Here is a 25021-nt window from a genome sequence, read left to right as displayed (position 1 = left end):
CTATAGCTGATTTGACTCAGGAAATCCTATACTTGATAGCTATCACTAATAGGAAAGTAAGGATTTCCCATCAACTCAGCATTTCGTTTATACACCAAATCTATTGAGGAAATAGCCATGCCAGATTTACCTCCTGTTGATCGCGATAATTCATCACTCAATCAAAATTCAGAACAAAACAAAATTGTATGGGTTGAGAGTGAAGATGTTTACAAACCCATACCAAAATCAATCGAAGATTTTAAATCTGAACGAGATATTAGCAATACTAAAAAAGAAAAAGTATATATCACAAAAATTGCTCTCAAACATCTCAAAGCGCATTTGGGTTCAAACACAACAGTAGAACAAGGTGGCATTCTTTTTGGTAATGCTTATGAAGACCCCCAGTATGGGATATATGTAGAAATTAGATCGGCAGTGGCAGCTCCATCAACTATTGGAACAGGGGCACATCTAGAGTTCACATCTGCTTCTTGGCAAGGAATTATGGATTATGCTAAAACTACCCACCCCCAAGAGAACATCGTAGGTTGGTATCACTCTCATCCAAATCTTGGAGTTTTCATGTCAGGTACAGATATGAATACACAAAGAGCATTTTTTCACCACCCTTGGTGTGTCTCAATTGTTTGCGATCCTGTACGCCGTGAAATTGCTTACTTCCTGGGTGCAAAAGCAGAACACGTTAATGTAGTTGAATTTGGCGGTGGACATACACACAAAATTCTCTCCGATCCAGCAGATAAAGCTCTAGATTCAAGGATTAAGTATTCACAAGAAGAGGAAACCAGTAAGGATGAAACAAATCAGGAGATTGAGCCGAAAAATCAAACGATCGGAAGTGGAAGAAATCGCAATAATTTTACACCTTTAGTCTTGGTAACTCTACTAATTTTGATGGTAGGAATTATTTTAAAATTATTGTTACAAATTCCATTGAATAATCCTATCAGTCAATCTAATCAAAATGGTTCTGACTCCTCAGTTAGTCAACCAGAAGCAGTTGGAAACTTGAGCAATTCTAACACTTTTACTAAAGATAATTATGAGTTTAATGCTAAGTATATAAAAATACCTATTGTCGCCTACAGAACGTTAGAAGCTAATCAGAATGTTTTACATTCTCCAATTATAGAGCCACAAACTGGTATTGGTGGTGGGGACGAAATAATTTTGTTAGTTATTGGGCAAGAGGGTAACTCTATAGCTAAAAATGTTACCTTAGAGATTGATAGAATCATTCTCAAGGATAAGGAAATTCAACTAATTGATTCTGTTAAAATTCCAGACAAGATTCCAGATAGGATGATTTCTAAAACACTCGAACCAATAACAGAAAATTTGGGATATCTAAGTAATGGCAAAGCAGTATTAGTTCGTATTTCCTCTAGTTATTCATCTAAAAATGCTTCTTCTCAAAGAGTAGTACGCAACGTAGTTAATATTCCACGTCGTCTTATCTACGAGGATAGTGAAGGTAATGAAAATAGAATAAAAGTTAGGAAAATACTTAAATAAAAACATTAGAGGATTGAATTTCTATCATGGGATGTTTTTTATCTTTTATTTTTTTTCTTCTCGGATTTGCAAATTGGGGGTTTTGGGTATTAGCTGTTTTATTTCTGTTTATTGGTAGAGCTTCTAAACCTTCCTCTTCCTCCCAGACTGTTTCCAAGAACCCTGAGATAGTACCTGACGATCTAGATAACATCCTTCAATCTCTGAGTCAAGGAGAAATTAAAGATCCTGTAACTCAAGAAACATTTAGGTCAGGACAAAAAGTCTATCTCTGTCACACCCACCGACTCGCATACCACGAAGATAGTTGGCAGGAAATGGGGTGTAGATGTATGGTGTGCGGACATAATAGAAACACTCGAGATTACATATTGCCAACTCCAATACAAATAACAAGAAACAAGACAAATGATTTAATTCAATGGGATGACCTGAAATGATGAAATATAGATTATAACAAGTATGTAGATAGCTGAAAATCAAGCAAGACTTAATATGGAATGGTTAATTTTAATAGGGTTAGGAGTAATTGCTTCTATCGGGGCATTTTTTTACCGTAGGTCTAGACTTCCTCCATCACCACCAAACAGAAACTCCCAAACATCAACTTCATATTCAAATAGGCACTCTTACCAAAGGGAGGCAAGCGGAATTCAATGGACAGATGTCAATCATCCTGAACAAACAAATCAAATTGGATGGGTGGAAGTTGATGTTAACACTTCTAGTAATAGTAATGTTAATGAACCTGAAACTGTTACAGATGAAAACTTTTTCAATCAAAATGTTCCTGACGATCTAAATAACATATTAACAACTGTAATAGGATCTAATGATCCTTATAGTCAGGAAGTTTTCAGTCCAGGAGAAACCGTTTATTTTTGTCGTCGCTGCCGACTAGCGTACCATGAAGATAGCTGGAGAGAAATGGATTGTAAATGTAGAGATTGTGGGAGTGATGCCCATACTAGACAACATACTTTGCCGTTCGCTCTTCAGTGGAATAACATTATCAGAAATCGGATAGAGCAATAAAAATCTACAAGAGAAATATATTTTAACAAATTAGAGTCTCTGTTAAATTTACTAAATTGCGCACAAAGAGGTAGAAAACATGAAAGCATTGTACGGCATAGAACCAGATTTATGTATTAGCAACCCTGATCTCCTTGTATGGAGTAGTAAAGACGTAATTTTACCTAAGTATTTTTACAATCAGCTAATCTATCTAACAGAAAGAGATTTTACCCAGGCGACACAAGCTGCTGAAAAAATTCTCAACTCTTTAGAAAGGCAAGAAATACCAAATCTACTAATATTTAAGACAATTTCTGAAGGAACCATATATTTCCATAACGAAGAAATTAACATTAAACCAATTGGCGACTTGGATGTTAGAAATCCCATAGACCGCTATGTACTTGGTTTAATAAATATAGCCGAAATCCTAGAATGTCCGACAATATTCTTACCCTTATCTTCGGAATCGGAAATAGTTAATAAATGTCGTGTTTTAAATATAGATGTTACAAATACAGAAGAGTTTATGACTACTGGTACTTCCTGGTTAAAACCAGAAATGTTGGTAGGTATTGAGGCCAAACTAGATCCACTATCACAAGTTCAATGGGAAGAAGTTCAAGCAGTAGAAGAGCTAGGAAACATTAATTGGGTAGAGTGAATTAATCAGAACAACAGCGATCGCCCTACCACAATGGTTTAAATTAATGTTTTTGTGACTTTTGGATATTTCTATTATAAATCAAGATGTTTGGTGTTTTTGAGCCATTAGAAATCAAGAGATTGACTATTTAGTAGTTGTAGCTCCTGATTTTATGTGCGAAGAGAATTATACGCTCATACTTGCTAACGCAACAGAAGAAGAAAGAACTAAAAAAATAACTGACAAGGGTACTATATACTACCGGAGAATTATTAACTCTAAAGTGGGATATTTAACATTAGCTTTCCGAGTTATCAAAGCTGTGAAAACAGATATAGGTATTTCTGGAGATGGTATTCTCAAAGACTATTTTGGTAGAGTCATTCGTTATTACGGGATGATTTGATCACAGAGGATCAACTATAATCGCCGTGTCTTGTCCCCCTGTCCCCGTGTCGGCCTCAATCATCCCAGTATTCAGCAACGCCTAAATTATTAATACTCTCCCTTATTCCCTGTTCTCTCTTTTTGAGTGGCCAAAAAGTTATGATTTTGGGCAGACAACCATAGAAAGATTAGGGGACAATTATTCCTCCTACCTCCTACCCTAACCACTCATACTTTTTCAGCAAACTCTCTTGTTGACAAAACCAATAATACAGCAGTTTTGAGAATGGCGAGATAAAGCTAAAGAATACCATCTTGTCGATCTAGGGCTATAGTATAAATGCGGTATCCAGGCAAAACTAAACCAACTGCTTCATAAAACTGATATAAAACGTCACATAGCGTGACATTTTAATGTTTACTTCCTGCTTCTTGTGAGACCGTCGGCGGCTACTCATCCACAGGCATTCACGGTCAAGCCGACCGCATTTCTCAAATTTATACTGGCATTCAGATCCCGGTCTATAGATATCCCACACTTCTTGCAATCATAAGTTCTCAGATGCAATGGCATATCTTGAACATGACCGCACCTACTGCAAGTCTTAGAAGATGGGAAAAATCTGTCAACTACTACCAGCTCACAACCGTACCACTGAGTTTTATATTCTAGCTGTCTACGAAACTCATAAAATCACTATCTGCTAATTGATTTAGCTAGCTTGTGGTTGGCTACCCATACGCTAACGTTCAAATCTTCAACGACAACAGTGCCGTGGTTCAAGGCTTGCGTATGTTGTCAATTTATCAAGTGCATCTTTGCGGATGTTAGCTACTCGTCTGTGCTGCGATCGCTAGCTTGATTACAGCTTTGTGCCAATTATTTGAATGTTTTACTTTCCTGCTCAGTTGCCGTTGCAATTTTGCTAGTTGATCTTGAGCTGTACGGTAAGGTTTAATGCTTGGGAAAACTTGACCAGTACTTAGTGTTGCTAGCGTTTTCACACCTAAATCAACACCTACAACATCAATAGTTTTTGGTGTGGGAGTTGTACTAAATTCATAGCTCAAACTTAAGTACCAATCCCCCGCTTGTCTACTAATGGTTATTTTTTGAGTAGTTGCTTCAATTGGCTCATAAGTCTTAACCCAACCAATAAAAGGTATTTTATGATTCCATCCATTTAATTCTATGGGTTTTCCACAATTATCTATTGTGAACGAATCAGATTTACCTTTCTTCTTAAACCGTGGGCGTTTACCCAATCCTTGGAAGAACCTCTTAAATGCTTCACCTAAGTTAATAAAAGCATATTGGTAAACTCTAGATGAAAGTTTTTTCATCCAAGGATAAAGTGGTTTGGTATGATTAGTAAAAACCTCTCTTAGCTTACGGGAGTTTGGCCTTAAACCATCTCGAGCAGCAACATTCCATAAACTTAAACCCCAGTTATAACACCACCTCGAATAGCCAGCGTGTTGAGCCATTAAAGTTTTTTGCTTATTATTTAATTTGAGTTTGGTTCTGATGGATTTCATAGAGATTGAGCATGGCCTGCCTAATAGTATGCTTTTTAACTTATTATATCGTTATTCTTTGATTAAGTCAATGCTCTATTCCCCTGGGAGCAAGATGCTCCCACTACAATTATTCTTTCTTCACTTTTTCTGGAACTGCTACAGGAGATAAACCAGCGATCGCTCTTAAATTTTGACACCTAACTAACTCGGTAAAGTTGAAATTATTACGCCCTTCAATTTTGGCTACATTTTCAATTCCTTGTAATAAATAATTTGCTGCTTCAGCTTGTTGATAACCCCGTCTGGTTGCCACTCTAATTGCCATTTCATCTGCTGCTAATTCTGTTTGTGTACTATGATTATTTTGCCAAATTTTGATTAAACCAATTGTACTTAAACCACCAGCAACTAATATTCCCACTACATCTGCTTCGCTCAATTGGGAAATTACTCCTATTAAACCAACTGCAAAAATACCTTGATTCAAATTAGGCTTAAACCATTGAATTTCACATAACCAATTGACAGTTCGTAACATTATTAAATCCCGTTGTCCTTTGGGTAAATTCATCCATAAGTCAAAATTTAGATATATTACCCGGTCGTTTTTCCAAGGTAAAGGAAAGGTTGTTTCAATAATGGTAGGTTGTTGATTTTTACCAACTATTTTTGTCATCATTCGCCCAGAAGCAGGCATAATATCTAATAAGCGGGTAGTTTCGGAAAGTTCTGGATTCATAATTTTTAAATTAAGCAAAAAGAAGGAGGTAAGAAATAAGAAGGAGTAAATAAAAAAGGGAAAAAAATAATAAAAATCTGTATTCTACAGGATTGGATAATTTACTTTTAAGCAGAATTTTCTAGTTTTCTTGAGTTGTAGCATTATTTTTTTTAATTGGGATTAAATTACTTTTAGAGACTGGGGCGAGTTTATCTCAATTTAATGTTGAGTAATTAATTTAATGCGGAACCCGTCCCTACTGCTTTTAAACTATTGGATAAAACTTGCAAAACTTGTGTGATTTTTTCTGCTTTTGCTTCTGTGGCACTAATTAATAATAAAAATACATTTCTATCGATCTGACGGGCTAAAATTATTCCATTTATCGGTTGTGTCTTATTATTTATTGTTAAACTAGCACTCCAAGGTAAAGTAATTTCTCCTGGTTTAATTATTTGAAATTCTTGTGGTTGAAAACTTTCGCCTCTAGCAAATTCATTTATGGCAATTATCGCTAAAGTTTGATTATCTAATTGTTGTAAATTAACTTGAGGTTTGACTACCACAGTATAAGCTAAATTTCCTTCTGGGGATTCAAATACTGGTACGCCAGCAATGATTTTTTGTTGATAACCTTCTATAATTCCAATCTCAAATTGACTATCTTTATATGAGCTAGAACTCAAAGTGATTAATGAATTGGTAATATCTTCAGCTTGGGCAGGTTTAAATAAGGATATTTGATGCCAATTTCCGATAATATAGTTGAAAATCAATAAAGTTAGAGCTGTTAATAATCCTATGCTAATTAAGCGCCGTTTTTTCATATATATAGCCATCCTATTTCAGTTATCAGTTATCAGTTGTAAAAATATCTTTGAATGTAAGCATTCAGCTATCAGCAGTCAGCTATTCCTACGGAATGCTACGCAAACAGCAATTAGTAATGAATAATTACTTATAAGATTTTGTCTAGAGACTTTTGCAGTAACTTTTTATTCTTTTTCAATTTCAAAGGTTGCTTTTACCTCTCCCAAAATTAATAGCTGATAGCTAATAGCTGACGGCTGTTAGCTCCGCATTCCGCAGGAAATACTTACCTTTGAATTTAAGGAACAGGAGTAAAAGTTTCATATTTTTTATATATCCTTAGATTTTTGACAAATGATTTGGAATGACTATTTTAAACTTCCAAATTAATTTTTTTCTGTAAATTATTAGTTAAATTCCTCAGAATATTTAACTACTAACCTACAACCTAAAACCTACTAGCTAAGACCTAAAATAGTAGGGTCTCCGAAATCAAATAATCCGGCGACACAACCTGTCATTAAAGTAGCAAGAGTACCAACCCATAGAGCTTTCCAACCAAGAGCAGAAAGTTCTGATCGCCTCGATGGTATGAGATTTGATATTCCACCGACAAAAATTCCATAGGATGCTATGTGGGTAAAACCACAAAGAACATAACTAACTATTAGTAAGCCACGACCGCTAATTTCTCCGGCCGCTTTTAGTTGTGCCAAAGTAAAATAAGGAGGGATACTTGTTTCAAATAATCTACGTCCAATTAATATTGAAACTTGCCAAAGTTCGTTCCATTCTAGAGATACTCCAGTGAGAAAAGTTAGGGGTAAAAATATCGCTCCTAAGATATTTTGTACAGTAATTATTTGGAAGATATTTCCTAGAGGACTTGGTAGATTTGCTAAACCATTAAATATGGCATTAACTAATGCAAGTAATCCTAAAATTACAATAATTACTGCCACAATTCCTACTGCCATTTTTACTCCATCTATCCCTCCATTCATTAAACTATCCATTGGGTTTGGTAATTGGTCATTTTCTTTTTTTTTCTCAGATGGAATATGACCTAAAGTTTTCGGTTTCTCGGTTTCTGGTATCAAGATTTTCGATAGTACAAAACAAGCAGGAATAGTCATTATTGATGCTGAGACTAAATGCCCAGTAATACCAGGAAATGTTGGTCTGAGAATAATTGCATATATGCCTAATATTGAAGAGGCGATCGAACCGAAACAACAAGATAAAATAGTACAAAGTTCGCTGCGTGTCATATCCTTTAGATATGGCTTGACGGCAATTGCTGATTCTATTCCTACGAAGATATTGGCAGCTCCAGATAAAGATTCTGCTCCACTAATGTTCATTGTTTTTTGGAAAATTTTAGCAAACAATTTAACGATAGGCTGAATAATATTTAGTCGATATAATAGACTAATTAACCCAGAAAAAAAGATAATTTGTGGGAGAGAACGAAAGGCAAAAATAAAGCCCAAATTAAGATTATCCGGAGTGAGGCGATCGCCTGGAATTTCTACATAAGGAGTACCGACGGTTCTAACTATCCATCTGGCTGCGGGGCCTGGTCCCACAATGCGATTAGGGTCTGGGACAATTGCCGAATCAGAGCCACCAAATAAAAATCTGGCCCCTGCTTCAGAAGCATCTAGTACTGTATTTAAGAGATTATTGATTTGTGCAATGAGGTCGCGGGTTGGTAATACAAATATGAGCAAACCAATAAATAGTTGTAATCCTATTCCCCAAAATATAACTTTCCAAGGAATAATTAGGCGATTTTCTGAACCTAACCATGCAATAAAGCACAGAATTACAATTCCAATTAAAGATATAAAGTTTAATAACAGATTCATTTGATTAGGGTTGAAGTAAGAAGTAAGAAGGAAGAAGGAAGAAGGAAGAAAAAGGAAAAAGTGGATTGGGAATCAAACCACAACCAATTTTAACGAAGTTAGAAGTCAGAAGTCAGAAGTTAACCCACCCGCGGACCCCGACAGTGGAGGGGAAGTCGGGGATTTTGAGCAACCCCCCAAAAACATTTCGCCACTTCCCGGCGGGGTTGCGCGACCCAATTATTTTGATAAAAACTGTTTTAAAATGTGAAACTAGATTGTAATTTTTTGACTACAAAAAAATCTCTTAATTACAGAATATTCTACTTTAGTAAGGTACACCTCTGGTGTGCAATATCCCCGAACTGGAAACATTTAATTGTTAATCTCTGTACTTATTATGGGAGGAATATACTGTATTTTTTCCTATTCTTTGCTAATGTTTAATTTAATGTCAATGCTATATCCTAAATAAGTTTTTCTTTTCAGTTTAACTAACTCTGGGCTAACAGCTTTTAGTGATTAGCTTGGGCTGAAATACTCGGCTTGTACGCCAGATAATTTAAGAGGGGTTAAAATATCCTTATAAATTGCTTTTCTTTCGGTTTCAGTATAAATCTAACCAGCAATGCTGAGTGCTAAATTTCTGTTTGCGGAGCATTCCGTCAGGAAACGCCTTTTAACTTTACAGTTATAATATTGACATAAGTAAATTTATATGATATTAATCATAAATCATGGAAGCATTTAGCCCAACTCCTCCTCAATGGACAGAATCCTCAATTCATGTGTTTCAGTTCTGCTGTCCTAAGTGTGGGGCAGGTACAATAGACGCACAGGCAGTTTGGATTAATCGACGTTCCCCTGTCTATGGAGAAAATAGTCGTCGCAAGTGGCAAGAATTTTATCATTGTGAGTGTGGCTGTAGTTGGTGGGCCTGGAGTAGCGATCGCCCTCCTTCTAAGTATGCTGGTAGCGATCAAGATGAGGACGAATGAATGATTCAGGACTTACGCAAAGACACTAATTTTATGGCAAAATGTCAGGGAAGAAATTGTGACTGCTGAAGATGGTTATTGAATTTTTGATGACACAATTATTAATAAAAAATATTCCCATGCATATTGAACTTGTCCGGTGTCAGTATAACGGTAATGAACATAGAGTAGTGCGTGGAATAGGGATAGTTAACTGCTTATATTTTAATCCTCAATCTAGTTAGATTTTGGATAATAAATTATCGTATCTATAACCCAGAAAGTGATAAAAAGAGCAAAATAGACCATGTAGAAGAAATCAGGACTTACACAAAGACACTATATATAGTGTCTGGCAAATATAGCGATTGCTGACGCAAAGCTCCGCTAACGCTTAAAAATACAGAGCGATCGCCTGAATAACAAAATCATCATAACTCATATAAAGACAGGCTAATATAGTTTATTTTCACCCATTGTAGATGTTGCTAATTGTCAATAAATTAGGTAATTTTTTACCCTGGTTTTAACAATGGTACTTGTCTTGAGGCGTACGCTCTGTATTTTTAAGCGGACGCTATATTTAGCATATACTATATATAGTGTCTTTGCGTAAGTCCTGTTAATGCTATACTTAAGTAACACTTCAGTTATTAAATAGGGCTTGCTTATTAATTATCAAACCATTGACAAGTAAAGGTTTGAGCATTCTTATATTCCCCAAAAGTGCGTTTAGGCAAAGATACTCCATCACCTTCTGTGTTGGCTTTAAAATTACTGAATACATTGCCTTCTATTTTGACCAAATCTTTCCAAATTGATGTTTTAGGAGATACAGCTTTTGGGACAATTAAATGAGAGTGAAAAACTCCGTGACGATTCCTTTAATCATCATGGAATTCTTGGCATCTCTAATAACAGAAAATTAACTGATGGAGGTAAGGTATCTCAACTAAAAACTTACAGACAACAAGTTGATCGAATAGGGCTGAGATTTTCCTGTATTTTGATCATGGGTTTGGCTAAAACGTTCCGGGAAAAAGAGTCAAGCGATTTGTGATTTCAACTAAACCTATGAAGGGAAAAACTATCGTCCGTTGGGGAAAACGTCGATGGCAGATTGAAGGTTTCTGGAAAACGGCCAAACATCAATTTAGTCTTCATCGTTTTGGACAAAAAACTTGATTAGGTGTTGATCGTTGGTTAATTCTTTCTTTCGTTTCTTATTTATTAGCTGATTGGATTTATTTACATCATGGTTGGCCATGATGATTTAGATTGGTATGATTGAGCAGAAATTGCCTTAGTTTTGCTCAGAACTCAGATTTTACTCCTTTGCCTGATCAAAAAATTAAAGTTACTAAATCCTTGGTTTTATGAACAGGGTTTGGAACTTTGTCTTGTCAGGTGCAAGATGTGAGTAAAAGGCAAACCTTCGGACAGAAAAATTGAGGGACAATTGTTACTCCTACCTCCTCGCTCCCGACACATTTCCCCTGTCTCCTGTCTCCTACCCCTACTAAAAGACTAGTGAAGCGCAAACCCTAAATATTTAATACAGAAAAAATCAATTTTTGCTAATTAGTAGCTCAGTTAATGTTAATTATTCTTATGCTTAAAACTCCCCCACTCCCCCACTCCCACACTCCCCCACTCAAGAAAATGTAGAAAAGTTTTTGAGAAATGGTATTATTCAAAATTCCACCTTTGACTGCTTTCCAATTAGCTTTGGTCTCAGGTTGCTGAAGATATTCAACGGTGCGGTTGTAGGTAGACCTAGCCACACCTATCCATTGCCTGAGTAATTGCCTTTGTTCACGGCTGAGGTAAATCCGAATCTTCTTTGATTTTTTGCCTGTACTTTCTAAGCCCATTGGGTTTAGTATAGTTCCATCATAAGCGCCATTGCCACATCTTTCTATATCTCCCCACACTCCCCACCCGATGAATCTAATTACACCAATGCAACCAGATTTGATATTATATCATGTCCGGATAATAGCGTGATCAAAAACTTTCTCCTTCAACTCCAGTTCTTCTTCTTCCTTCCCTCTTTCCTCCTGACTCCTGAGGACGGAGTCATCAGGAGTCCGTCGTTATTTATTTATAACTGTTCAACCGGACATGATATTACCCAGGAACCTGCCATATTTTAATCGTCTTATCATTACTCCCACTAGCTAAACTCCTACCATTCCGACTAAACATCACCGAAAATACATCACTTGAATGACCCTCAAGAGTTTCCAACAATTCTCCGGTGACAACATCCCATAAATTAATAATCCCATTGCGATACCCACCCGCAACAATTTTTCCATTTGGACTAAACGCAACAGACAAAACATCACTCATACCATATTTCAAATTGTGTATAGGTGTCGAAATAAGTTCCCCTCCATAAACCTGCCATAACTTAATCGTACCATCCCTACTACCACTCGCTAATGTGCCACCATCTGGACTGAAAACAAGCGATCGCACCCAGTCAGAATGACCCTTAATTGTAAATAGTTCTTTCGCATTCTCAAAGTCCCACATTTTAATTGTTCGATCGCGACTCCCGCTTGCCAATATCCGACCATCTCTATTGAAAGCAACACTATAAACCCGGTCTTCATGACCAACCAAAGTAAACCACCGCTTTGCCTTCTGCAAATTCCAAATTTCAATTGCCTTATCCCTACCGCCACTTGCCAATGCCTGACCATCTGGACTAAATGCCACTACATCCACCCAGTCAGAATGACCGATGAGAGTAAACCAGCGTTTTCCTTTATTCATATCCCAAATTTCAATAGTTTTATCCCGACTTCCACTCGCTAACATTTCTCCATTCTCACTAAATGCCACAGTTTGTACTGAGTCGCCATGACCAGTAAGAGTATACCAACGTCTGCCTTTATTCATATCCCAAATTTCAATAGTCTTATCCCGACTCCCACTAGCTAAAATTTCTTCATTCGGACTAAATGCTACTGAATTTACCGAGTCAAAATGTCCGGTCAGGGTCGATAAACATTTCCAAGTTGACTTTTGCGGTTGAGGAATAATTGTTGGTTGGATAACATGAGGCGGTGCAGTTATGGAATTAGTTGTTTGTCGAATTGGTGTGTATGTAGGTATTGGCGCTCTAGTGGGAGTAGGAGATGGTATTGGTCTTCTAGTTGGGGATGGTGTAGGTGGAGAAATATTAGGGAGAGTAGGGAACTTCTGCTCTGGGTTTAATTCTTTCATGACCTCAGCAGCAGACTGATAACGCATTTTGGGGTTAGTTGCCAGCATTTTATCAAGAATTCTCCCTAACATACTATTAATAGACTGATTCAAATAATCTCGCCACACCCATTTATCTTTCATTACATCAAATAGATCGAAAGGAGATACTTGAGTTAATAAATGAATACAAGTAACTCCCAAACTATAGATATCACTAGCAAAAATGGCATGACCTCTTACTTGTTCTGGAGCCACATATTCCGGACTGCCAATAATTGTTCCAGGTTGCATTAAAGAAGTTCCAGTAATAACTTTAGCCGCACCAAAATCAACTAATACTAATCGATTTGTATTAGTCATCCATCCTGTAGTTTGTGGTGGAAAATTACGACGAATAATATTTTCTGGTTTAATGTCCCGATGAATTACTTTATGTTCGTGAATAAACTGTAAAACTGGTAATAATTCATTCAATATTTGCTTAATTTGATTATCCTTAAATGGACCTGTTTTTGTTAACTCTTGAGCAAGATTAGAACCATCAATAAATTCCTGTACTAAATATTGATAATTATCCTGTTCAAAGTGAGCTAATAATTCTGGAATTTGTGGATGTTGACCAAGTTCATCTAATCTAACTGCTTCTTGTTGAAATAACTCGGCAGCTTTTTTTGGGTCACCAGTATTTTGAGGTAAAAATTGTTTAATTACACAAGGAGGGTGAGAAGGTTTATCCTCATCTACAGCATAAAAAGTTCTACCAAAGCCACCCCTACCAATAGGTTTAATTGGGCGATACCTTTCTCTGAGCAACAACTTTGACCCACAAGCTAGACAATATAATGTTTCTTCAGGATTTTGTGGATTTGGGCATTGAGGATTTAAACAGTAGCTCATATTATTAAGTATTAAAAAGATTCGGCAACTATCTCTATATTAATTCTTCCCTTGGACTGAGTGTAACAAGAATAATTACATTCCTGTTAGCAGAGATGTTGAGTTTGTTTGTGGCAGTGATAACATCTTCAATAAAAATGCATTGAAACTAACTAAAGAGGCCGAATAGAAAATGTCCAATATATCAATCGGATACTTGAGAAAATTGGCTACAAACTCATCCAGACATGCCGAAATGGAAAAGGATTTTACCGATAAATTGTGGGTATGCGCCTCCCCTTGTAAGGGGAAAAAAGCGGTCGTTTGCGGAGCAGTCAGTTAGGATGGGATGGCGTTTGCTAACGCACAACTACGTTAACGCGTAGCGTCCCGGAGGGAACGGTCTCCTCGCCATATCCAATCGACCAAGAGAAGAAAAAATTTTTCATGATTAGTCAATCCTCTTCTTTTCAAGGAGAGGTAATTATTAATTATTAATTATTAATTATTAATTGTTGAAGGGAGACTTTGTTGACCTAGATTGTGGCAAGATTTTCATCAAAATAGTTGCTATTTCCAAGGAGAAATTGAAGGGTATTTGGGGCACAAAAGACATAATTGAGTTTTCACTCTCGGAAATATGTAGACTCAAGCAATATTTAGGGGAAAAGTACTCATTAATCTGGGAACGCTGATATTTTCTACTTAAATATTTGGACAAACTTGAATATTTGAGAGAATTCAAGAGTTTTCTTGTGGCTAAATTATCGACAGTTTTTGATTGTCCAGCTTCATACTCATTTCGTACTCACTTTTGTATAGTTTTTTGTCCATTTGTTATCCATTTGCTGTTTAAGATCAGTCTAAAAAGTGGATAATTCGTTGTTTTACCCGATAAGCGGGTAGGGAAAATCGAACCCCCATGATTAGCTTGGAAGGCTCTACCCTAACTTGCTGACTTTATTGCTATTTGGTGTTTCCAGTAGTTATATCATGTCCGGTTGAATAATTAGACTTTGGTGGAAGGAAGGCAGCGGGAGCTGGAGGCAGAAGGCAGGAGGTTTTCTCCCATTGTCACCTTAATTTTATACACAAACGATGCTACCGGACATGATATTAAAGCTTTCTTAAACTGATGTACTTTAGTACAATTTTTTGTACACTTCTGCCTTAGCTTTTATGGAAGAGTTGAGGTATTTTATGAGTCTAAATAAGGCCCATTTTCTTCCTAGGGGTATTGCCCGACTAGATTCTTGTGAAGGCCGTTTACCTGTGCGTTTTCCCAGAAAATTGTTTGGTAAAGACAAGACCCTTTATTTAGGACTACCTGACTTACCTAAATAGGGCTTGCTGATTAAATCTCAAAGTCCTTACACATAAAGGTTTGAAGATTTTTAGGTATCAAAAAGTTCTAGCTTTTAGGTAGTTCCGGTTCAAAAATGAGGGTACTTTGGGTAGATGATGGCAGAACAATTTTGGGACGATTCTTCCAACTACCTCTTCTATAAATTCCCATTCCTCCTGGATTCACCGATTCTGGCTCCTGACTCCTACTCTTACCACTCATACTTTTGAGCGCAAACCCTAAATATAGGGCGATCACTGAAGTTAAGGTTGAGGCTATCAATACTGATATTGCTTGAGGCCAATTTGACTTTACGTTAGAGCGTTACAGGCCACAGCAAAAGAAACTGCTACAAATGCTTCCTGTGGAGGAGCTACGTTATCAAAAGATTGAAGAGGCCAAATCTCAGATTTCTTTACTAGAGTTATGGGACAAATTCTATGACTATGGACTACCTAAGTGGAAAGAAAGTACTCAAGTCTATTTAGAGACTACTGTCAGGCGATAGTTAGAAAAGGCGACTGCTAAAATCTTTATATGTCAATGCTTTTATATTTAATCAGCAAACCCTAATTACCAGAAAAAAGCTAGAGGTGTAGCTTTTACTCCAGCAGAGAAATCTGCAATCCTAGAAAACTTTGCTCAACATAAGGGCAATTGGAAATGTGCAATTCTCCTGGTTCGCCGATGGGTACTTGTTGTAGATTGCCATTCTTGAGCCTGGCAAGAGAAGGAAAGTTACATGACAAGAAATTCCATGACGAAGAAAAGTTGATAGGAAGTATACCCGTGAAGATACCAATTGAAGTAGATAGTGGCTTTCAAGGTATTCAACACCAGTATAAAAATATCCGCATACCCCATAAAAAACCAAAGGGGAGACAATTAAATCAACAGCAAAAGACCGAAAATCGGACATTGAGTCAATCTAGGGTGTTATGTGAAAACGCCTTCGCGGGAGTCAAATGCTATGGAGCTGTCAATCATATTTACCGTAATCACAAGGATGATTTTGATGACAAATTAATGTTAACAGCGACTGGATGGCTGGAACTTGTACCTGATGGCAGCATAAATAATAAGACCACTAACCAAAATTGATCAGTTTGAGTTTTCATTTTTCACTAACCTAAGTTATTTCCCAACAACTCTTTTCTGCTTGTTCTTCAAATAACTGATGGATACACTTATTCTGGATGAGTATCGTTCCAAGACATTAATAGGCGATCGCGTTCTTATTCTTTGGTCATAGATTTATTTCCAGCTCAACTTGAAAATAATAGTAAATTCCTAGTTGAGTTTACAGGATGATCGCTCATGGTGCAAATCCAGCCATTTTTAAGTTAGTATGACTCCTGTAGGATCTTGGTTACTAAACCTCTACCCATTTTCCCACCCTTAAAAAGTAAAGTAACTACTAATAACTATGAAAACAAACATCCACAAAACATCTGAGAACAGCAGTACAAAACTCACCACCAAACAAAAAAATCGCGGTATGTCAACTACAACTAGCATCCTAGATACCTTACAGCTAGTTTTTCAGGCAGGGGGGCCAGGATTTTGTCAATTTGCTATTAACAATGTTTGTAACGCTAATTGTGGTTTCTGCAACTTTGCACGGGATACTTTTCCTAAAGAACAAACACAGTTTGTCGGCCTTGATGAGGGATTAGACTCCATTAATATCCTGTTTCGAGAAGGTATTAGATATCTAGTTTTTACAGGTGGGGAGCCTACTCTTAATCCTAATCTCATCACATTTGTTGACCATGCCGCAGGATTAGGAATAAAACCGATGGTGGTGACAAACGGTGGGTTGTTAACGCCGAGCAAAATTCACGAATTGGCTGATGCAGGTTTGTCTAGTTTAATTATATCAGTTGATGCTGCCACTGAAGAAATTCACGAGAAAAATCGTGGGTTGCCTGGTGTATGCAATAAAATCAAAGAAGCTAACCAAGTCCTGAAATATATTGGGATGTATTCGACTGCTTCTGTGACGATGAGTCATTTAGTTGATTATGATGCACTACCTGATTTTCTGACATCTCTTGGGTTTGAGTCAGTGGTTTTTTCTTACCCATTAACTAAGCTTGATTCTAATTTTCTGGGATTTTCTGATGCTGGTCTGGTAACTCACACCAATGAAAGTCTCTGGCAAGCTTACGAAAAGGTGAAGCAACTGAAAAAGAAATTTCGTGTAGTTAACCCCACCCTTTCTCTGGAGGAAATGCAGAGATTTGTACAGGATGAGGAACAGCATTATCCTTGTCTGGCGGGTTATCGCTTCTTTTTTCTGGACTGGGATTTAAACTTATGGCGTTGTCATTTTTGGCATGAACCAATGTGTTCTATTTATGAGTTTGATAGTTCAAAGTTGGTAAGGGATGGTTGTACGAAATGTATGATTAATTGTTATCGAGATTCGAGTCTAATGCAAAATATTGCAGTGTCGATGCAGGATGCTTATCAGTCAATCAAGAAAGGTAAGTTGTTAAATACGGCAAAAGCTTTAACAAGGAAAGGTAATGTTGATTCTTTGCGGGCAGTGATGGAAGAGTTGCCTTGGATTATGCGGTTTTAATTAGTAGGAAACGGGGTAATCGGGACTTATATCATGTCCGGTAGCATCGGAGCGTGTATAAAATTAAGGTGACACTCTTGAGAAAACCTCCTGCCTCCTGCCTCCTGCCTCCTGCCTTCCTTCCACCAAAGTCTAATTATTCAACCGGACATGATATTACGCAAAGCATCTATAAATGTTTTTTGTAGGCGCAATTTCCTCAGGAATGCTCCGCAAACATGAATTGCCCCTACAGGTAGGTTCTGTGCGTAAGTCCTGTTGTATCATGTCCGGTTGAATAGTTATAAGTTAGAAGCTCTCGTAGTTGGGCTTGAGCAAGAAGATAGATATTTCATGGGCTAGAGCAAAACTACAAACAAAAATTTTTTTATCACTAATTAGGGCTTGCTGATTAAATCTCAAAAAAAGAAGTTTTAGAGGCAAAAGCAATATGTCTTGATAAATTAAGCGAAAGTAACTTCTACTGTAGTGGAAATATTGCAGAATGTAAGGATTTTATTAAGGAAGAAAGAGTCAATATATCAGGGAAAATAGAATACCCCACTGACAACTTAAAGGTTATGACTCGAACTGCGGATAGGTCGCCACAAGTCGATTGTGTCCCTGCCCCTTCAACAATTAATAATTAATACCAAATTGATAAATTTTTGCTACAAATAGCTAGGATATTTCTTAGGAGTTAACCCACCCCTAACCCCTCCCCTCCTGGTCAGTGCTGTTTCAAAGTATCATAAGTTAATGATTTAGGGAGAAAATGTGATGTGTTCAATAGGAATGGAAACAGATTCAAAAGCTATAAAACGTCCATCGTTGGAAATTGTATTACGACCAATATAATTTCCATGGTGTGATTCTGCTGTAATGCAAGAGTTGGTTCCAGTTTCGCGATCGTGAATATACATCTGACAGTTTTCCTCCCCAGGTACTAGGTTATCTACAACAGAAGAGGAAAAAGTGATAAATCTTCCATTGCTAGACATAGAGTAAATCCTGGAGTTCCTATTAACCTGATTTCCTGAAGAGTCTGGATTAAATTGGGTGGTAATACCTGTTTCTAGCTCCCGTATAAAAATATTTTGCTTTTCATTAGTATCTCCTGGCACTAGGTTGTCGGCAAAAGAGTTAAACAAAATTTCACTTCCATCAGCAGAAATTATAGGAATTTGAGAATCTCTGTTTCCCTGTTCTCCTGAGGAATTGACAAAAACCAAGCTAGTGACACCTGTTTGTTGATCGTATACAAATATATCCTGTACCTCGTTCGTATCTCCTGACACCAAATTATCGGCAGTAGAAGAAAAGGCGATGAAGCGTCCATCTGCAGAAATAGAGGGGTCATCGGAGGAATCATTTCCCAGTTCTCCTGCGGAGTTGACAGAAACCAAGCTAGTGACACCTGTTTGTCGGTCATGGACGAATACATCCCACGCTCCATTGGTATCTCCTGACACCAAATTATCAGCAACAGAAGAAAATGCGACAAACCTACCATCACTAGAGATAGCAGGAGAAGATCGACCGCTGTCTTGGTCGATTGGATATGGCGAGGGGACCGTTCCCTCCGGGACGCTACGCGAACGCCATCCCTCGACCGCTTTTTTTCCCGATCAAGGGGAGGCTTCAAGGTGCGAATTATTTAATTATTAATTATTAATTATTAATTTTAGGTAATATAATTTCTTCCTTCTTCCTTCTTCCTTATCTATTAACTATCAGACCAATAACAATAAAAATAATGCCGATAAATCTACCTTGAGAAACCTTTTCTTTTAGCCAAATTTTCGCTCCTAAAATACTACAAACATAAGTCAAGGCTGTGGCAGGTCGGACAAAACTAACATCTGCCCAACTTAAGACTGAAATTAATGATAAAAAAGCAATTGTTTGACAAAAAACTCCACCAATAATTAAAGGATTTATGATGATTTTACCTACTTGTTTAACGATATTTTTCATTGATTGTAAATTCACTTCTCCAATTTCCTTCATTCCTCTGGCAAGACATAAATCTCCTGTTGAATCTGCCAAAGCAATTATCGCGATCGCTAACCAAGTGTTAGACCGATAAAAACTAAAAGATAATGCCATTAATAGGATGTGAAAATTATGGTTTTGTCTATCTTCATAAAGAGGTTTACTTAAACCCACAATCAATACACCAATAGTTATAATCAAAGTTCCTATCCACCGCAGATTTGAAATTGTTTCGCCTAAAATCAACCAAGCAAATAAAGCATTTAACAAATAAGTTGAAGAGTGCATTGAGAGTACATAACTCAGGTCAAATTTAGAAATAACAGTCAGGTACAATCCCAGAGAAATCATCAGAAAAATTACCCCTAACCAAATCCAAAAATTTGTCAGTAAATAACCTATTAACGGTATCCAATTTTCGGGATTAACTACATTAACTTTCCCAAATTGTTTCATGGCTTTACTTAACCAAATATCTCCTAAAACCTGAGTAATACTTAACAGAAATAGTAAGATTAAATTTGCCATGCTCAAACAAAAAAAATGGTGTTAGTAAATAGAAAGCAGAAAAATACAGTCGTAATTTTAGAGTAATTACAGCGCTTTTCATATTAATGACCTCACGTCCAATTAAAACACAGTAGGGACGTTCCATGGAACGTCCCTACTAGCGTTTCTAGCTTTAGAATGTGGGTAAAGCAATTGCTAAGAAGGCAGTAAATTCAATATTATCGGTCTGTGTTTACCCACAATTTTAGTCATGACGAGCTACTACTGTGGTCTACCGAAATGAAAACCGCTGTAAGGTATTATCGAAAAATTGTGGTTTAAAGCCTCCCCTTTTAAGGGGATAATAAATAAAAATTTTCATGATTAGTCAATCCTATCCGTTTTCTAGGAGAGGTAATTATTAATTATTAATTATTAATTATTAATTGTTGAAGTATGCAAGACTCCATCGTCGAACTTTATGCTACTCCAAATTTCTAAGATATGCTCAAGCATTCTCTCAGACTTTTAATTCATTATCTCCAGTTCGGTGATATACCTCTTCCTACTTGATTCACCAACACCGTTTTTCCTTCTTCCTTCTTCCTTCTTCTAGAGACTAGAAGATATACAAAACCCCTAGTCCCTACTTAATTCAACTAATCATTCAAGATGTTAACTAATAATTAATTCACAGCTTGACAATATTCTTCATAAACACCATCAAGCAATAAATTTAAAGCATCTACTGCCTTAGCTGCTGCTGATAATGCTTCCTGTTTTTGAACATCAGTTTCACACATCTTTACTAAAGCTTCTCGTGTAACTTGGCTGTGAATTTCATCAGCTTTTTCATGTACTTGAAAAAATGCCAAAGCTGCTTCAGAATTAATGCCATAAAATTCTTTCAAACCAGCAATTTTAGTAGTAGCAACTTCGGGAATTTGAGACTCATAAGCATAAAGAGCTGCTAAACCTTTGGCCGGATTTTTACTGCGGGATAACTCTTTGAGAATACTGACAGATTCCTTGGTTTTTCCTAAATGTTGCCTATTTTTAACTGCTTCTCGTTTTACACCCAAACCTTCCGCAAAACGTAACCATAATTCGGGATGATTTGCTGCTCCCATTTCCTCTTCCATGAGATTTTCTAAGAGCATTTTACGAGTTTCTAAATCATCACAAGCTGCATGAGTAGCACTAACATAAGTGGGAAAATAATGGACTTGTAGATAATATTCTTGAGCATACTCTTGCAACATTTCTAGAGAAAGTTTTCCTTCATTCCACATTTGGTAGAAAGAGTGCTTAAGTAAATGTTGTTTTTCAATAATCTCATCAAGTTGTGCAAGGAAATTTTGTGCAGTCATTTGTGTATTTTGAAGCAACATACTTATTTAGTCAATTAATAGTTTCAAATCTGAATACTATCATCATATTTTTTATTTTCAAGAAAAGCAAAGATTTTTTTAATAAATTCTGAATCTAGCAGTAAACTTGATTGCTGTTTAAGTTTGTGGAGTTGAGAATTTATTTGAAATTATTCTGATTGTTTAATTATTAAAAACTTACCAATTTGTTCAGGGTATCTAAAACCTTCTTTAATCAAGCTAGACTTCAAAATTTCCGATCGCTTCTATTGCTATTTTTAATAATGAATGATGGGAGTATTTTTTTAAAATAATTGATAACGCTTCATCCAACTTAGCTTCAAAATCAAGATTTTGAATATCTACAATTATTTGATAGAGAAGTTCAAAAGTAATCCGTTCATCTTTGATTAAAACAATATATTCGCCATTATCTGAATTTTTAAATTTATCTAATTCTGCCATACTTTTTTCACCACTAACTTGATATCCTCTAGCATCTCTATATAGATAAAACTTGAGGTGAGAATTTTTTGCTGCTAATTGATTCCAGTTAGTCATCCTAGAAAAAAAGGCGTTACCTCCATCATATAAAAAACCGATAACGTAACCTTGAGTTTCTGTTTGAATCACCAGGTGATCTGGAATTTTTTTCGGTCTATCTAATGTGAGAAAGTCTAACTTGAGAGATGATTGAATTATTTTCAACGATTCAAAAATTTTTTCCAATTTTCCCCGGTCATCACTACTTGTAATAATTTGAGACTCACTATATTCTTCTTCTATTTGCTGATATTTTTGATTCAGGTAATCTCCGATAATTTTATTGACATCCGCTTGAGTCTCCTGATAAATATATGTTTCACTATTTTGCTCAATTTTTACTTCTAGATTCGATTCAATATTCAGTTTTTCAGCTATCTTCAGAACAAGTTCTTTAATTTGTTTAATATCTGAGGCTAAATTTGGTAAATTGGAATTATTCTGTAGTGTTATTTGACTATTGGTATCAATTTTTAGATAATCGGGCAGGGGAATATTATGAATTTTATAATTATAGAAATCTGCAGCAGAATTAATAATTGAGCGGATAGAATTTTTACTTAATATCCTCTGAATTTCTTGTGGCGTAAAAATTTGTTCTATCGATAGATTAATAGACTTAGATTTTTCATTTAGAATTGCTATTAGTTGTTCTTCAGATGGTTTATGTAAGAATACTTGACACTGAGAAATTCTATCTACAATAGAATCATCAAACTCTTTTTGAAACTGCTCCCATCGGTCGGGGAATAAATTTAGGATAATCAAGCTATTAGGAATATGAGTAAAAATTTCTTTAATTGCTTCTCCAAAACTGTGTAAAAGATTCTGATTGTATTCCCTGCCTAAACCTTCTAACTGGTCAAAGACAATAATTAAAGGTTCATCTAAAAGTGATAAATAACCTAATACTTTTAACACTTCTAGAGATACTTCTTCTCGATCTATACTTTTATTCCAAGATGCTATTTTAACTTTATCTAATAATTTTTGAGGTACATCATTCATTGCCAACCATTCTCGAATGATGCGACGATAATCTATAGCTCTATATCCACAAAACTTGATAATTCCTTTGAATATTTCTGGTGCGTATCCTGCCGTTGAATAATTTGTACTCCACCACATATAAGCTCGATTTTCTATATGTTCCCAAAACTCTCGTTTTGCTTGAGTATCTGATGATAAAAAAGAGAGTAATTTCAGATTTCCATTTTTGACTAACTCTATAATTGCCTGGTCTTTTTTACTTTCTTTTTTTGGGTACAAATCTGGATTGTCTATAATAATTTCTTGAAAAATTTTGGCACAACTATTAGCAATCAAATATTCTAGTTGAGTATAGTTGATTTTTGGTATACATCTAATGAGCGATTCAAGTATACGACTATAAATATGATAAATAATAGCATCAGGATTATTAGGTTGACGGATAAATAAGAGTCGGTTAGTTTTTAATCTGCTATTTGCTAGCCGCATCATCAGGTGAGTTTTGCCAAACCCTGGTTCTCCTACTACAACAACCCCTTTACTTTGATGATTAATATCTTGTTTAATATCTTTGAGAGTAGATTGTATTCTATGAAATTCTTGGCTAAAAACATTATCTGCATCGCTATGTGTCTGAAAAGGATGATCGACTCGACTACTTCCAAATGGATTTTTTCTTTTTTGCAGTTGGGATTGAAAATGTAGCTCGATCATAGGTACTTATAAGCAAAGTTTTGATAGTATAAATTATTATATCTTGTTTTGATACTCAAAAGAAATATTTTGGGCTAAATATCAGGATTTCTAATAATATCATGTAGCAGAAGTCAAAAGTAAGAAGAAAGAGGGATAGAACTTACGCATTACAAAATATTTCTGTCCGAAGCGATCCACAGGAAAGCCATCTCAAATCCTAATTTTTCCTACCTTATGCGTAAGTTCTGATAATTTGACAATCAAAGGAAGATTGAAGAACGGAAAATTTTGAGTTGCCTGAATTTTAGGCGTTGCTCAATTAAGGGATGAAACTTTTGGCAGAAGGTAAATCCCATGGGCGTGTTTTTTATACTTCCTGTGTTCGAGAGCCTAAAATTCATCCCGCACTCTATGCAACGCCATATATTTACTCATGTAGAAGCGATGTAGCTACCGCACTTGCTCTGCCAACGCTATTATTCACAACCAAATCAAATTATCATCCTGTGAAGCTCCAAAAAAAACGGCAAGGTATTTCCTCTTGCATCCTCAAAAAAATCGTGATAGTATGTAATCATTGGTATCTACTCGCCCCTAAGCATGACTTTTTATTCAACCAAAAAACAGTATATCGCCACAGAATACATAATAGAACGGATACTCACACCATCAAAGCAGAGAAAATTTATCATCCTGTGCAGCACTCCAAAAAGAAGTGGTTACAGGAAAAATTTTCACCCCATCAACACATCCATAATATTTACTCATCATAGAAGCGATCGCTATATTCACAACCAAATCAAATTATCATCCTGTGAAGCTCCAAAAAAAACGGCAAGGTATTTCCTCTTGCATCCTCAAAAAAATCGTGATAGTATGTAATCATTGGGATCTACTCGCCCCTGCACATGACTTTTTATTCAACCCAAAAACAGCATATCCCCAAAGAATACATATAGAACTCCCGATCATATCTTTGTCGGTGATTCAGTTTTTTTTGCCAGGAGTATTTTGCCAGGAGTCACGAATCAAGAGGTAGAGGGAAACTATAAGAGAAAAAGGTTGAAAAATACTCGGTAGTGCATAGCGCAAAGTGTGGGATAAGTAATTAGGTCCTTCCAACTCCAAGGAGCGATACAGAGTAACGCCACGCGGAGCGAACGCTAACCTCACTGTGCTCTCTGTCTGTGCCCAGACCTTACCAAATTTATTCTGGGGTGCGATGCCACCTACCTATCTGCTGTCTGACAATCTAGCAAAGCTCTAACTGCTGTGTCTGGTCTTTGCCAATAATGTGTTTACTTCTTCTGGGAGAATTCGCTCTAACCCACCCCAATCATCAGTATGCCACTGCTAGTCAGTTGGTTTTCCCTTCCTGGCGTTGGCAATTAATTCTGTAATCAACTGGTCAGTGTGTTGGCCGACACGAGTGGCCAAAATCAATCCAGGTTCTGGATGCTTGAGTCATCCCAATCCCACAAT

24 protein-coding genes and 1 pseudogene are annotated in these 25021 nt (G+C 36.4%); 11 read left to right on the top strand and 14 right to left on the bottom strand.

Going from position 1 to position 25021, the window contains the following annotated elements:
• Window positions 1-117 precede the first annotated feature (117 nt).
• The 5 genes from F6K15_RS26770 to F6K15_RS26750 all read left to right on the top strand — a co-directional run bounded on the left by F6K15_RS26770 (window position 118) and on the right by F6K15_RS26750 (window position 3590).
• Window positions 118-1521, top strand: a complete 1404-nt coding sequence (locus F6K15_RS26770; protein ID WP_293066713.1) for a Mov34/MPN/PAD-1 family protein — start codon at window positions 118-120, stop codon at window positions 1519-1521.
• 26 nt (window positions 1522-1547) lie between these two features.
• Complete coding sequence (locus F6K15_RS26765) at window positions 1548-1961, top strand: hypothetical protein (RefSeq protein ID WP_293066710.1); 414 nt, start codon at window positions 1548-1550, stop codon at window positions 1959-1961.
• A gap of 55 nt (window positions 1962-2016) precedes the next feature.
• Entirely contained in the window at window positions 2017-2556 is a 540-nt protein-coding gene (locus tag F6K15_RS26760; protein WP_293066707.1) for a hypothetical protein, read from the top strand.
• A gap of 79 nt (window positions 2557-2635) precedes the next feature.
• Window positions 2636-3202 (top strand): hypothetical protein, encoded by a 567-nt coding sequence (locus F6K15_RS26755; RefSeq protein ID WP_293066704.1) that lies wholly within the window; start codon window positions 2636-2638, stop codon window positions 3200-3202.
• Window positions 3203-3356: 154 nt separating this feature from the next.
• Window positions 3357-3590, top strand: coding sequence for a hypothetical protein (locus F6K15_RS26750; RefSeq protein WP_293066701.1), 234 nt, complete (start codon window positions 3357-3359; stop codon window positions 3588-3590).
• A gap of 435 nt (window positions 3591-4025) precedes the next feature.
• On the opposite strand, the gene F6K15_RS26745 is transcribed toward F6K15_RS26750, so the two are convergent.
• The 5 genes from F6K15_RS26745 to F6K15_RS26725 form a co-directional block, all read right to left on the bottom strand.
• Window positions 4026-4211: a zinc ribbon domain-containing protein gene (locus F6K15_RS26745; protein WP_293066750.1), complete on the bottom strand. Its 186-nt coding sequence runs from the start codon at window positions 4209-4211 to the stop codon at window positions 4026-4028.
• Window positions 4212-4399: 188 nt separating this feature from the next.
• Window positions 4400-5110: a transposase gene (locus tag F6K15_RS26740; protein WP_293066698.1), complete on the bottom strand. Its 711-nt coding sequence runs from the start codon at window positions 5108-5110 to the stop codon at window positions 4400-4402.
• Between the two features lie 109 nt (window positions 5111-5219).
• Window positions 5220-5831 (bottom strand): DUF3318 domain-containing protein, encoded by a 612-nt coding sequence (locus tag F6K15_RS26735; RefSeq protein ID WP_293066696.1) that lies wholly within the window; start codon window positions 5829-5831, stop codon window positions 5220-5222.
• Between the two features lie 215 nt (window positions 5832-6046).
• Window positions 6047-6640, bottom strand: a complete 594-nt coding sequence (locus F6K15_RS26730) for a hypothetical protein (RefSeq protein WP_293066693.1) — start codon at window positions 6638-6640, stop codon at window positions 6047-6049.
• 441 nt (window positions 6641-7081) lie between these two features.
• Window positions 7082-8494 carry a NupC/NupG family nucleoside CNT transporter gene (locus F6K15_RS26725; protein WP_293066690.1) on the bottom strand — a complete coding sequence of 471 codons (1413 nt, stop codon included), beginning with the start codon at window positions 8492-8494 and terminating at the stop codon, window positions 7082-7084.
• Between the two features lie 716 nt (window positions 8495-9210).
• On the opposite strand from F6K15_RS26725, the gene F6K15_RS26720 reads away from it, so the two are divergent.
• On the top strand, window positions 9211-9471 hold the full coding sequence (locus F6K15_RS26720) for a hypothetical protein (protein ID WP_293066687.1): 261 nt from the start codon (window positions 9211-9213) through the stop codon (window positions 9469-9471).
• Between the two features lie 650 nt (window positions 9472-10121).
• Here F6K15_RS26720 and F6K15_RS26715 read toward each other — a convergent pair.
• Window positions 10122-10256: a hypothetical protein gene (locus tag F6K15_RS26715; RefSeq protein WP_293066684.1), complete on the bottom strand. Its 135-nt coding sequence runs from the start codon at window positions 10254-10256 to the stop codon at window positions 10122-10124.
• Between the two features lie 35 nt (window positions 10257-10291).
• Here F6K15_RS26715 and F6K15_RS26710 point away from each other — a divergent pair, with 35 nt between their 5' ends.
• On the top strand, window positions 10292-10510 hold the full coding sequence (locus tag F6K15_RS26710; protein WP_293066681.1) for a hypothetical protein: 219 nt from the start codon (window positions 10292-10294) through the stop codon (window positions 10508-10510).
• Window positions 10511-11039: 529 nt separating this feature from the next.
• Here the strand turns inward: F6K15_RS26710 and F6K15_RS26705 are convergent.
• The 3 genes from F6K15_RS26705 to F6K15_RS26695 form a co-directional block, all read right to left on the bottom strand.
• Window positions 11040-11384 (bottom strand): helix-turn-helix domain-containing protein, encoded by a 345-nt coding sequence (locus tag F6K15_RS26705; protein ID WP_293066678.1) that lies wholly within the window; start codon window positions 11382-11384, stop codon window positions 11040-11042.
• A gap of 196 nt (window positions 11385-11580) precedes the next feature.
• On the bottom strand, window positions 11581-13566 hold the full coding sequence (locus F6K15_RS26700; RefSeq protein WP_293066675.1) for a serine/threonine-protein kinase: 1986 nt from the start codon (window positions 13564-13566) through the stop codon (window positions 11581-11583).
• Window positions 13567-14956: 1390 nt separating this feature from the next.
• Window positions 14957-15172 carry a hypothetical protein gene (locus tag F6K15_RS26695; protein WP_293066674.1) on the bottom strand — a complete coding sequence of 72 codons (216 nt, stop codon included), beginning with the start codon at window positions 15170-15172 and terminating at the stop codon, window positions 14957-14959.
• A 73-nt stretch (window positions 15173-15245) separates the two neighbouring features.
• Here F6K15_RS26695 and F6K15_RS26690 point away from each other — a divergent pair, with 73 nt between their 5' ends.
• From F6K15_RS26690 to F6K15_RS26680, 3 genes are all read left to right on the top strand, one after another.
• The gene (locus F6K15_RS26690) at window positions 15246-15398 is read left to right on the top strand and encodes a hypothetical protein (protein WP_293066671.1); all 153 of its coding nucleotides are present in this window, start codon (window positions 15246-15248) and stop codon (window positions 15396-15398) included.
• A 155-nt stretch (window positions 15399-15553) separates the two neighbouring features.
• On the top strand, window positions 15554-15991 hold the full coding sequence (locus tag F6K15_RS26685) for a transposase family protein (protein ID WP_293066669.1): 438 nt from the start codon (window positions 15554-15556) through the stop codon (window positions 15989-15991).
• Window positions 15992-16316: 325 nt separating this feature from the next.
• On the top strand, window positions 16317-17477 hold the full coding sequence (locus F6K15_RS26680; RefSeq protein WP_293066667.1) for a radical SAM protein: 1161 nt from the start codon (window positions 16317-16319) through the stop codon (window positions 17475-17477).
• A gap of 743 nt (window positions 17478-18220) precedes the next feature.
• On the opposite strand, the gene F6K15_RS26675 is transcribed toward F6K15_RS26680, so the two are convergent.
• Both F6K15_RS26675 and F6K15_RS26670 read right to left on the bottom strand, forming a co-directional pair.
• Window positions 18221-18928, bottom strand: a complete 708-nt coding sequence (locus tag F6K15_RS26675) for a hypothetical protein (RefSeq protein WP_293066664.1) — start codon at window positions 18926-18928, stop codon at window positions 18221-18223.
• 247 nt (window positions 18929-19175) lie between these two features.
• Window positions 19176-19979, bottom strand: a complete 804-nt coding sequence (locus F6K15_RS26670; RefSeq protein ID WP_293066661.1) for an EamA family transporter — start codon at window positions 19977-19979, stop codon at window positions 19176-19178.
• 419 nt (window positions 19980-20398) lie between these two features.
• On the opposite strand from F6K15_RS26670, the pseudogene F6K15_RS26665 reads away from it, so the two are divergent.
• A pseudogene (locus tag F6K15_RS26665) lies at window positions 20399-20513 on the top strand (IS1 family transposase); the annotation flags it as partial.
• Between the two features lie 113 nt (window positions 20514-20626).
• On the opposite strand, the gene F6K15_RS26660 reads toward F6K15_RS26665, so the two are convergent.
• The 3 genes from F6K15_RS26660 to F6K15_RS26650 all read right to left on the bottom strand — a co-directional run bounded on the left by F6K15_RS26660 (window position 20627) and on the right by F6K15_RS26650 (window position 24337).
• Complete coding sequence (locus F6K15_RS26660; protein WP_293066658.1) at window positions 20627-21331, bottom strand: CADD family putative folate metabolism protein; 705 nt, start codon at window positions 21329-21331, stop codon at window positions 20627-20629.
• Window positions 21332-21550: 219 nt separating this feature from the next.
• On the bottom strand, window positions 21551-23557 hold the full coding sequence (locus F6K15_RS26655) for an ATP-binding protein (RefSeq protein WP_293066655.1): 2007 nt from the start codon (window positions 23555-23557) through the stop codon (window positions 21551-21553).
• A 651-nt stretch (window positions 23558-24208) separates the two neighbouring features.
• Complete coding sequence (locus F6K15_RS26650; RefSeq protein WP_293066653.1) at window positions 24209-24337, bottom strand: hypothetical protein; 129 nt, start codon at window positions 24335-24337, stop codon at window positions 24209-24211.
• Window positions 24338-25021 lie beyond the last annotated feature (684 nt).

This window comes from Okeania sp. SIO2B3 (genome assembly GCF_010672525.1).
Lineage (GTDB): Bacteria > Cyanobacteriota > Cyanobacteriia > Cyanobacteriales > Microcoleaceae > Okeania.
This window is presented reverse-complemented; position numbering and strand designations above follow the sequence as displayed.

Excerpts from the sequence above, each read along its gene's own strand:
- F6K15_RS26670 (WP_293066661.1), bottom strand. The coding sequence starts at position 19,979 with ATGGCAAATTTAATCTTACTATTTCTGTTAAGTATTACTCAGGTTTTA.
- F6K15_RS26755 (WP_293066704.1), top strand. The coding sequence starts at position 2,636 with ATGAAAGCATTGTACGGCATAGAACCAGATTTATGTATTAGCAACCCT.
- F6K15_RS26690 (WP_293066671.1), top strand. The coding sequence starts at position 15,246 with ATGCTTCCTGTGGAGGAGCTACGTTATCAAAAGATTGAAGAGGCCAAA.
- F6K15_RS26765 (WP_293066710.1), top strand. The coding sequence starts at position 1,548 with ATGGGATGTTTTTTATCTTTTATTTTTTTTCTTCTCGGATTTGCAAAT.
- F6K15_RS26735 (WP_293066696.1), bottom strand. The coding sequence starts at position 5,831 with ATGAATCCAGAACTTTCCGAAACTACCCGCTTATTAGATATTATGCCT.
- F6K15_RS26725 (WP_293066690.1), bottom strand. The coding sequence starts at position 8,494 with ATGAATCTGTTATTAAACTTTATATCTTTAATTGGAATTGTAATTCTG.
- F6K15_RS26680 (WP_293066667.1), top strand. The coding sequence starts at position 16,317 with ATGAAAACAAACATCCACAAAACATCTGAGAACAGCAGTACAAAACTC.
- F6K15_RS26770 (WP_293066713.1), top strand. The coding sequence starts at position 118 with ATGCCAGATTTACCTCCTGTTGATCGCGATAATTCATCACTCAATCAA.
- F6K15_RS26655 (WP_293066655.1), bottom strand. The coding sequence starts at position 23,557 with ATGATCGAGCTACATTTTCAATCCCAACTGCAAAAAAGAAAAAATCCA.
- F6K15_RS26660 (WP_293066658.1), bottom strand. The coding sequence starts at position 21,331 with ATGTTGCTTCAAAATACACAAATGACTGCACAAAATTTCCTTGCACAA.
- F6K15_RS26760 (WP_293066707.1), top strand. The coding sequence starts at position 2,017 with ATGGAATGGTTAATTTTAATAGGGTTAGGAGTAATTGCTTCTATCGGG.
- F6K15_RS26750 (WP_293066701.1), top strand. The coding sequence starts at position 3,357 with ATGTGCGAAGAGAATTATACGCTCATACTTGCTAACGCAACAGAAGAA.
- F6K15_RS26730 (WP_293066693.1), bottom strand. The coding sequence starts at position 6,640 with ATGAAAAAACGGCGCTTAATTAGCATAGGATTATTAACAGCTCTAACT.
- F6K15_RS26720 (WP_293066687.1), top strand. The coding sequence starts at position 9,211 with ATGGAAGCATTTAGCCCAACTCCTCCTCAATGGACAGAATCCTCAATT.
- F6K15_RS26685 (WP_293066669.1), top strand. The coding sequence starts at position 15,554 with ATGTGCAATTCTCCTGGTTCGCCGATGGGTACTTGTTGTAGATTGCCA.
- F6K15_RS26740 (WP_293066698.1), bottom strand. The coding sequence starts at position 5,110 with ATGAAATCCATCAGAACCAAACTCAAATTAAATAATAAGCAAAAAACT.
- F6K15_RS26700 (WP_293066675.1), bottom strand. The coding sequence starts at position 13,566 with ATGAGCTACTGTTTAAATCCTCAATGCCCAAATCCACAAAATCCTGAA.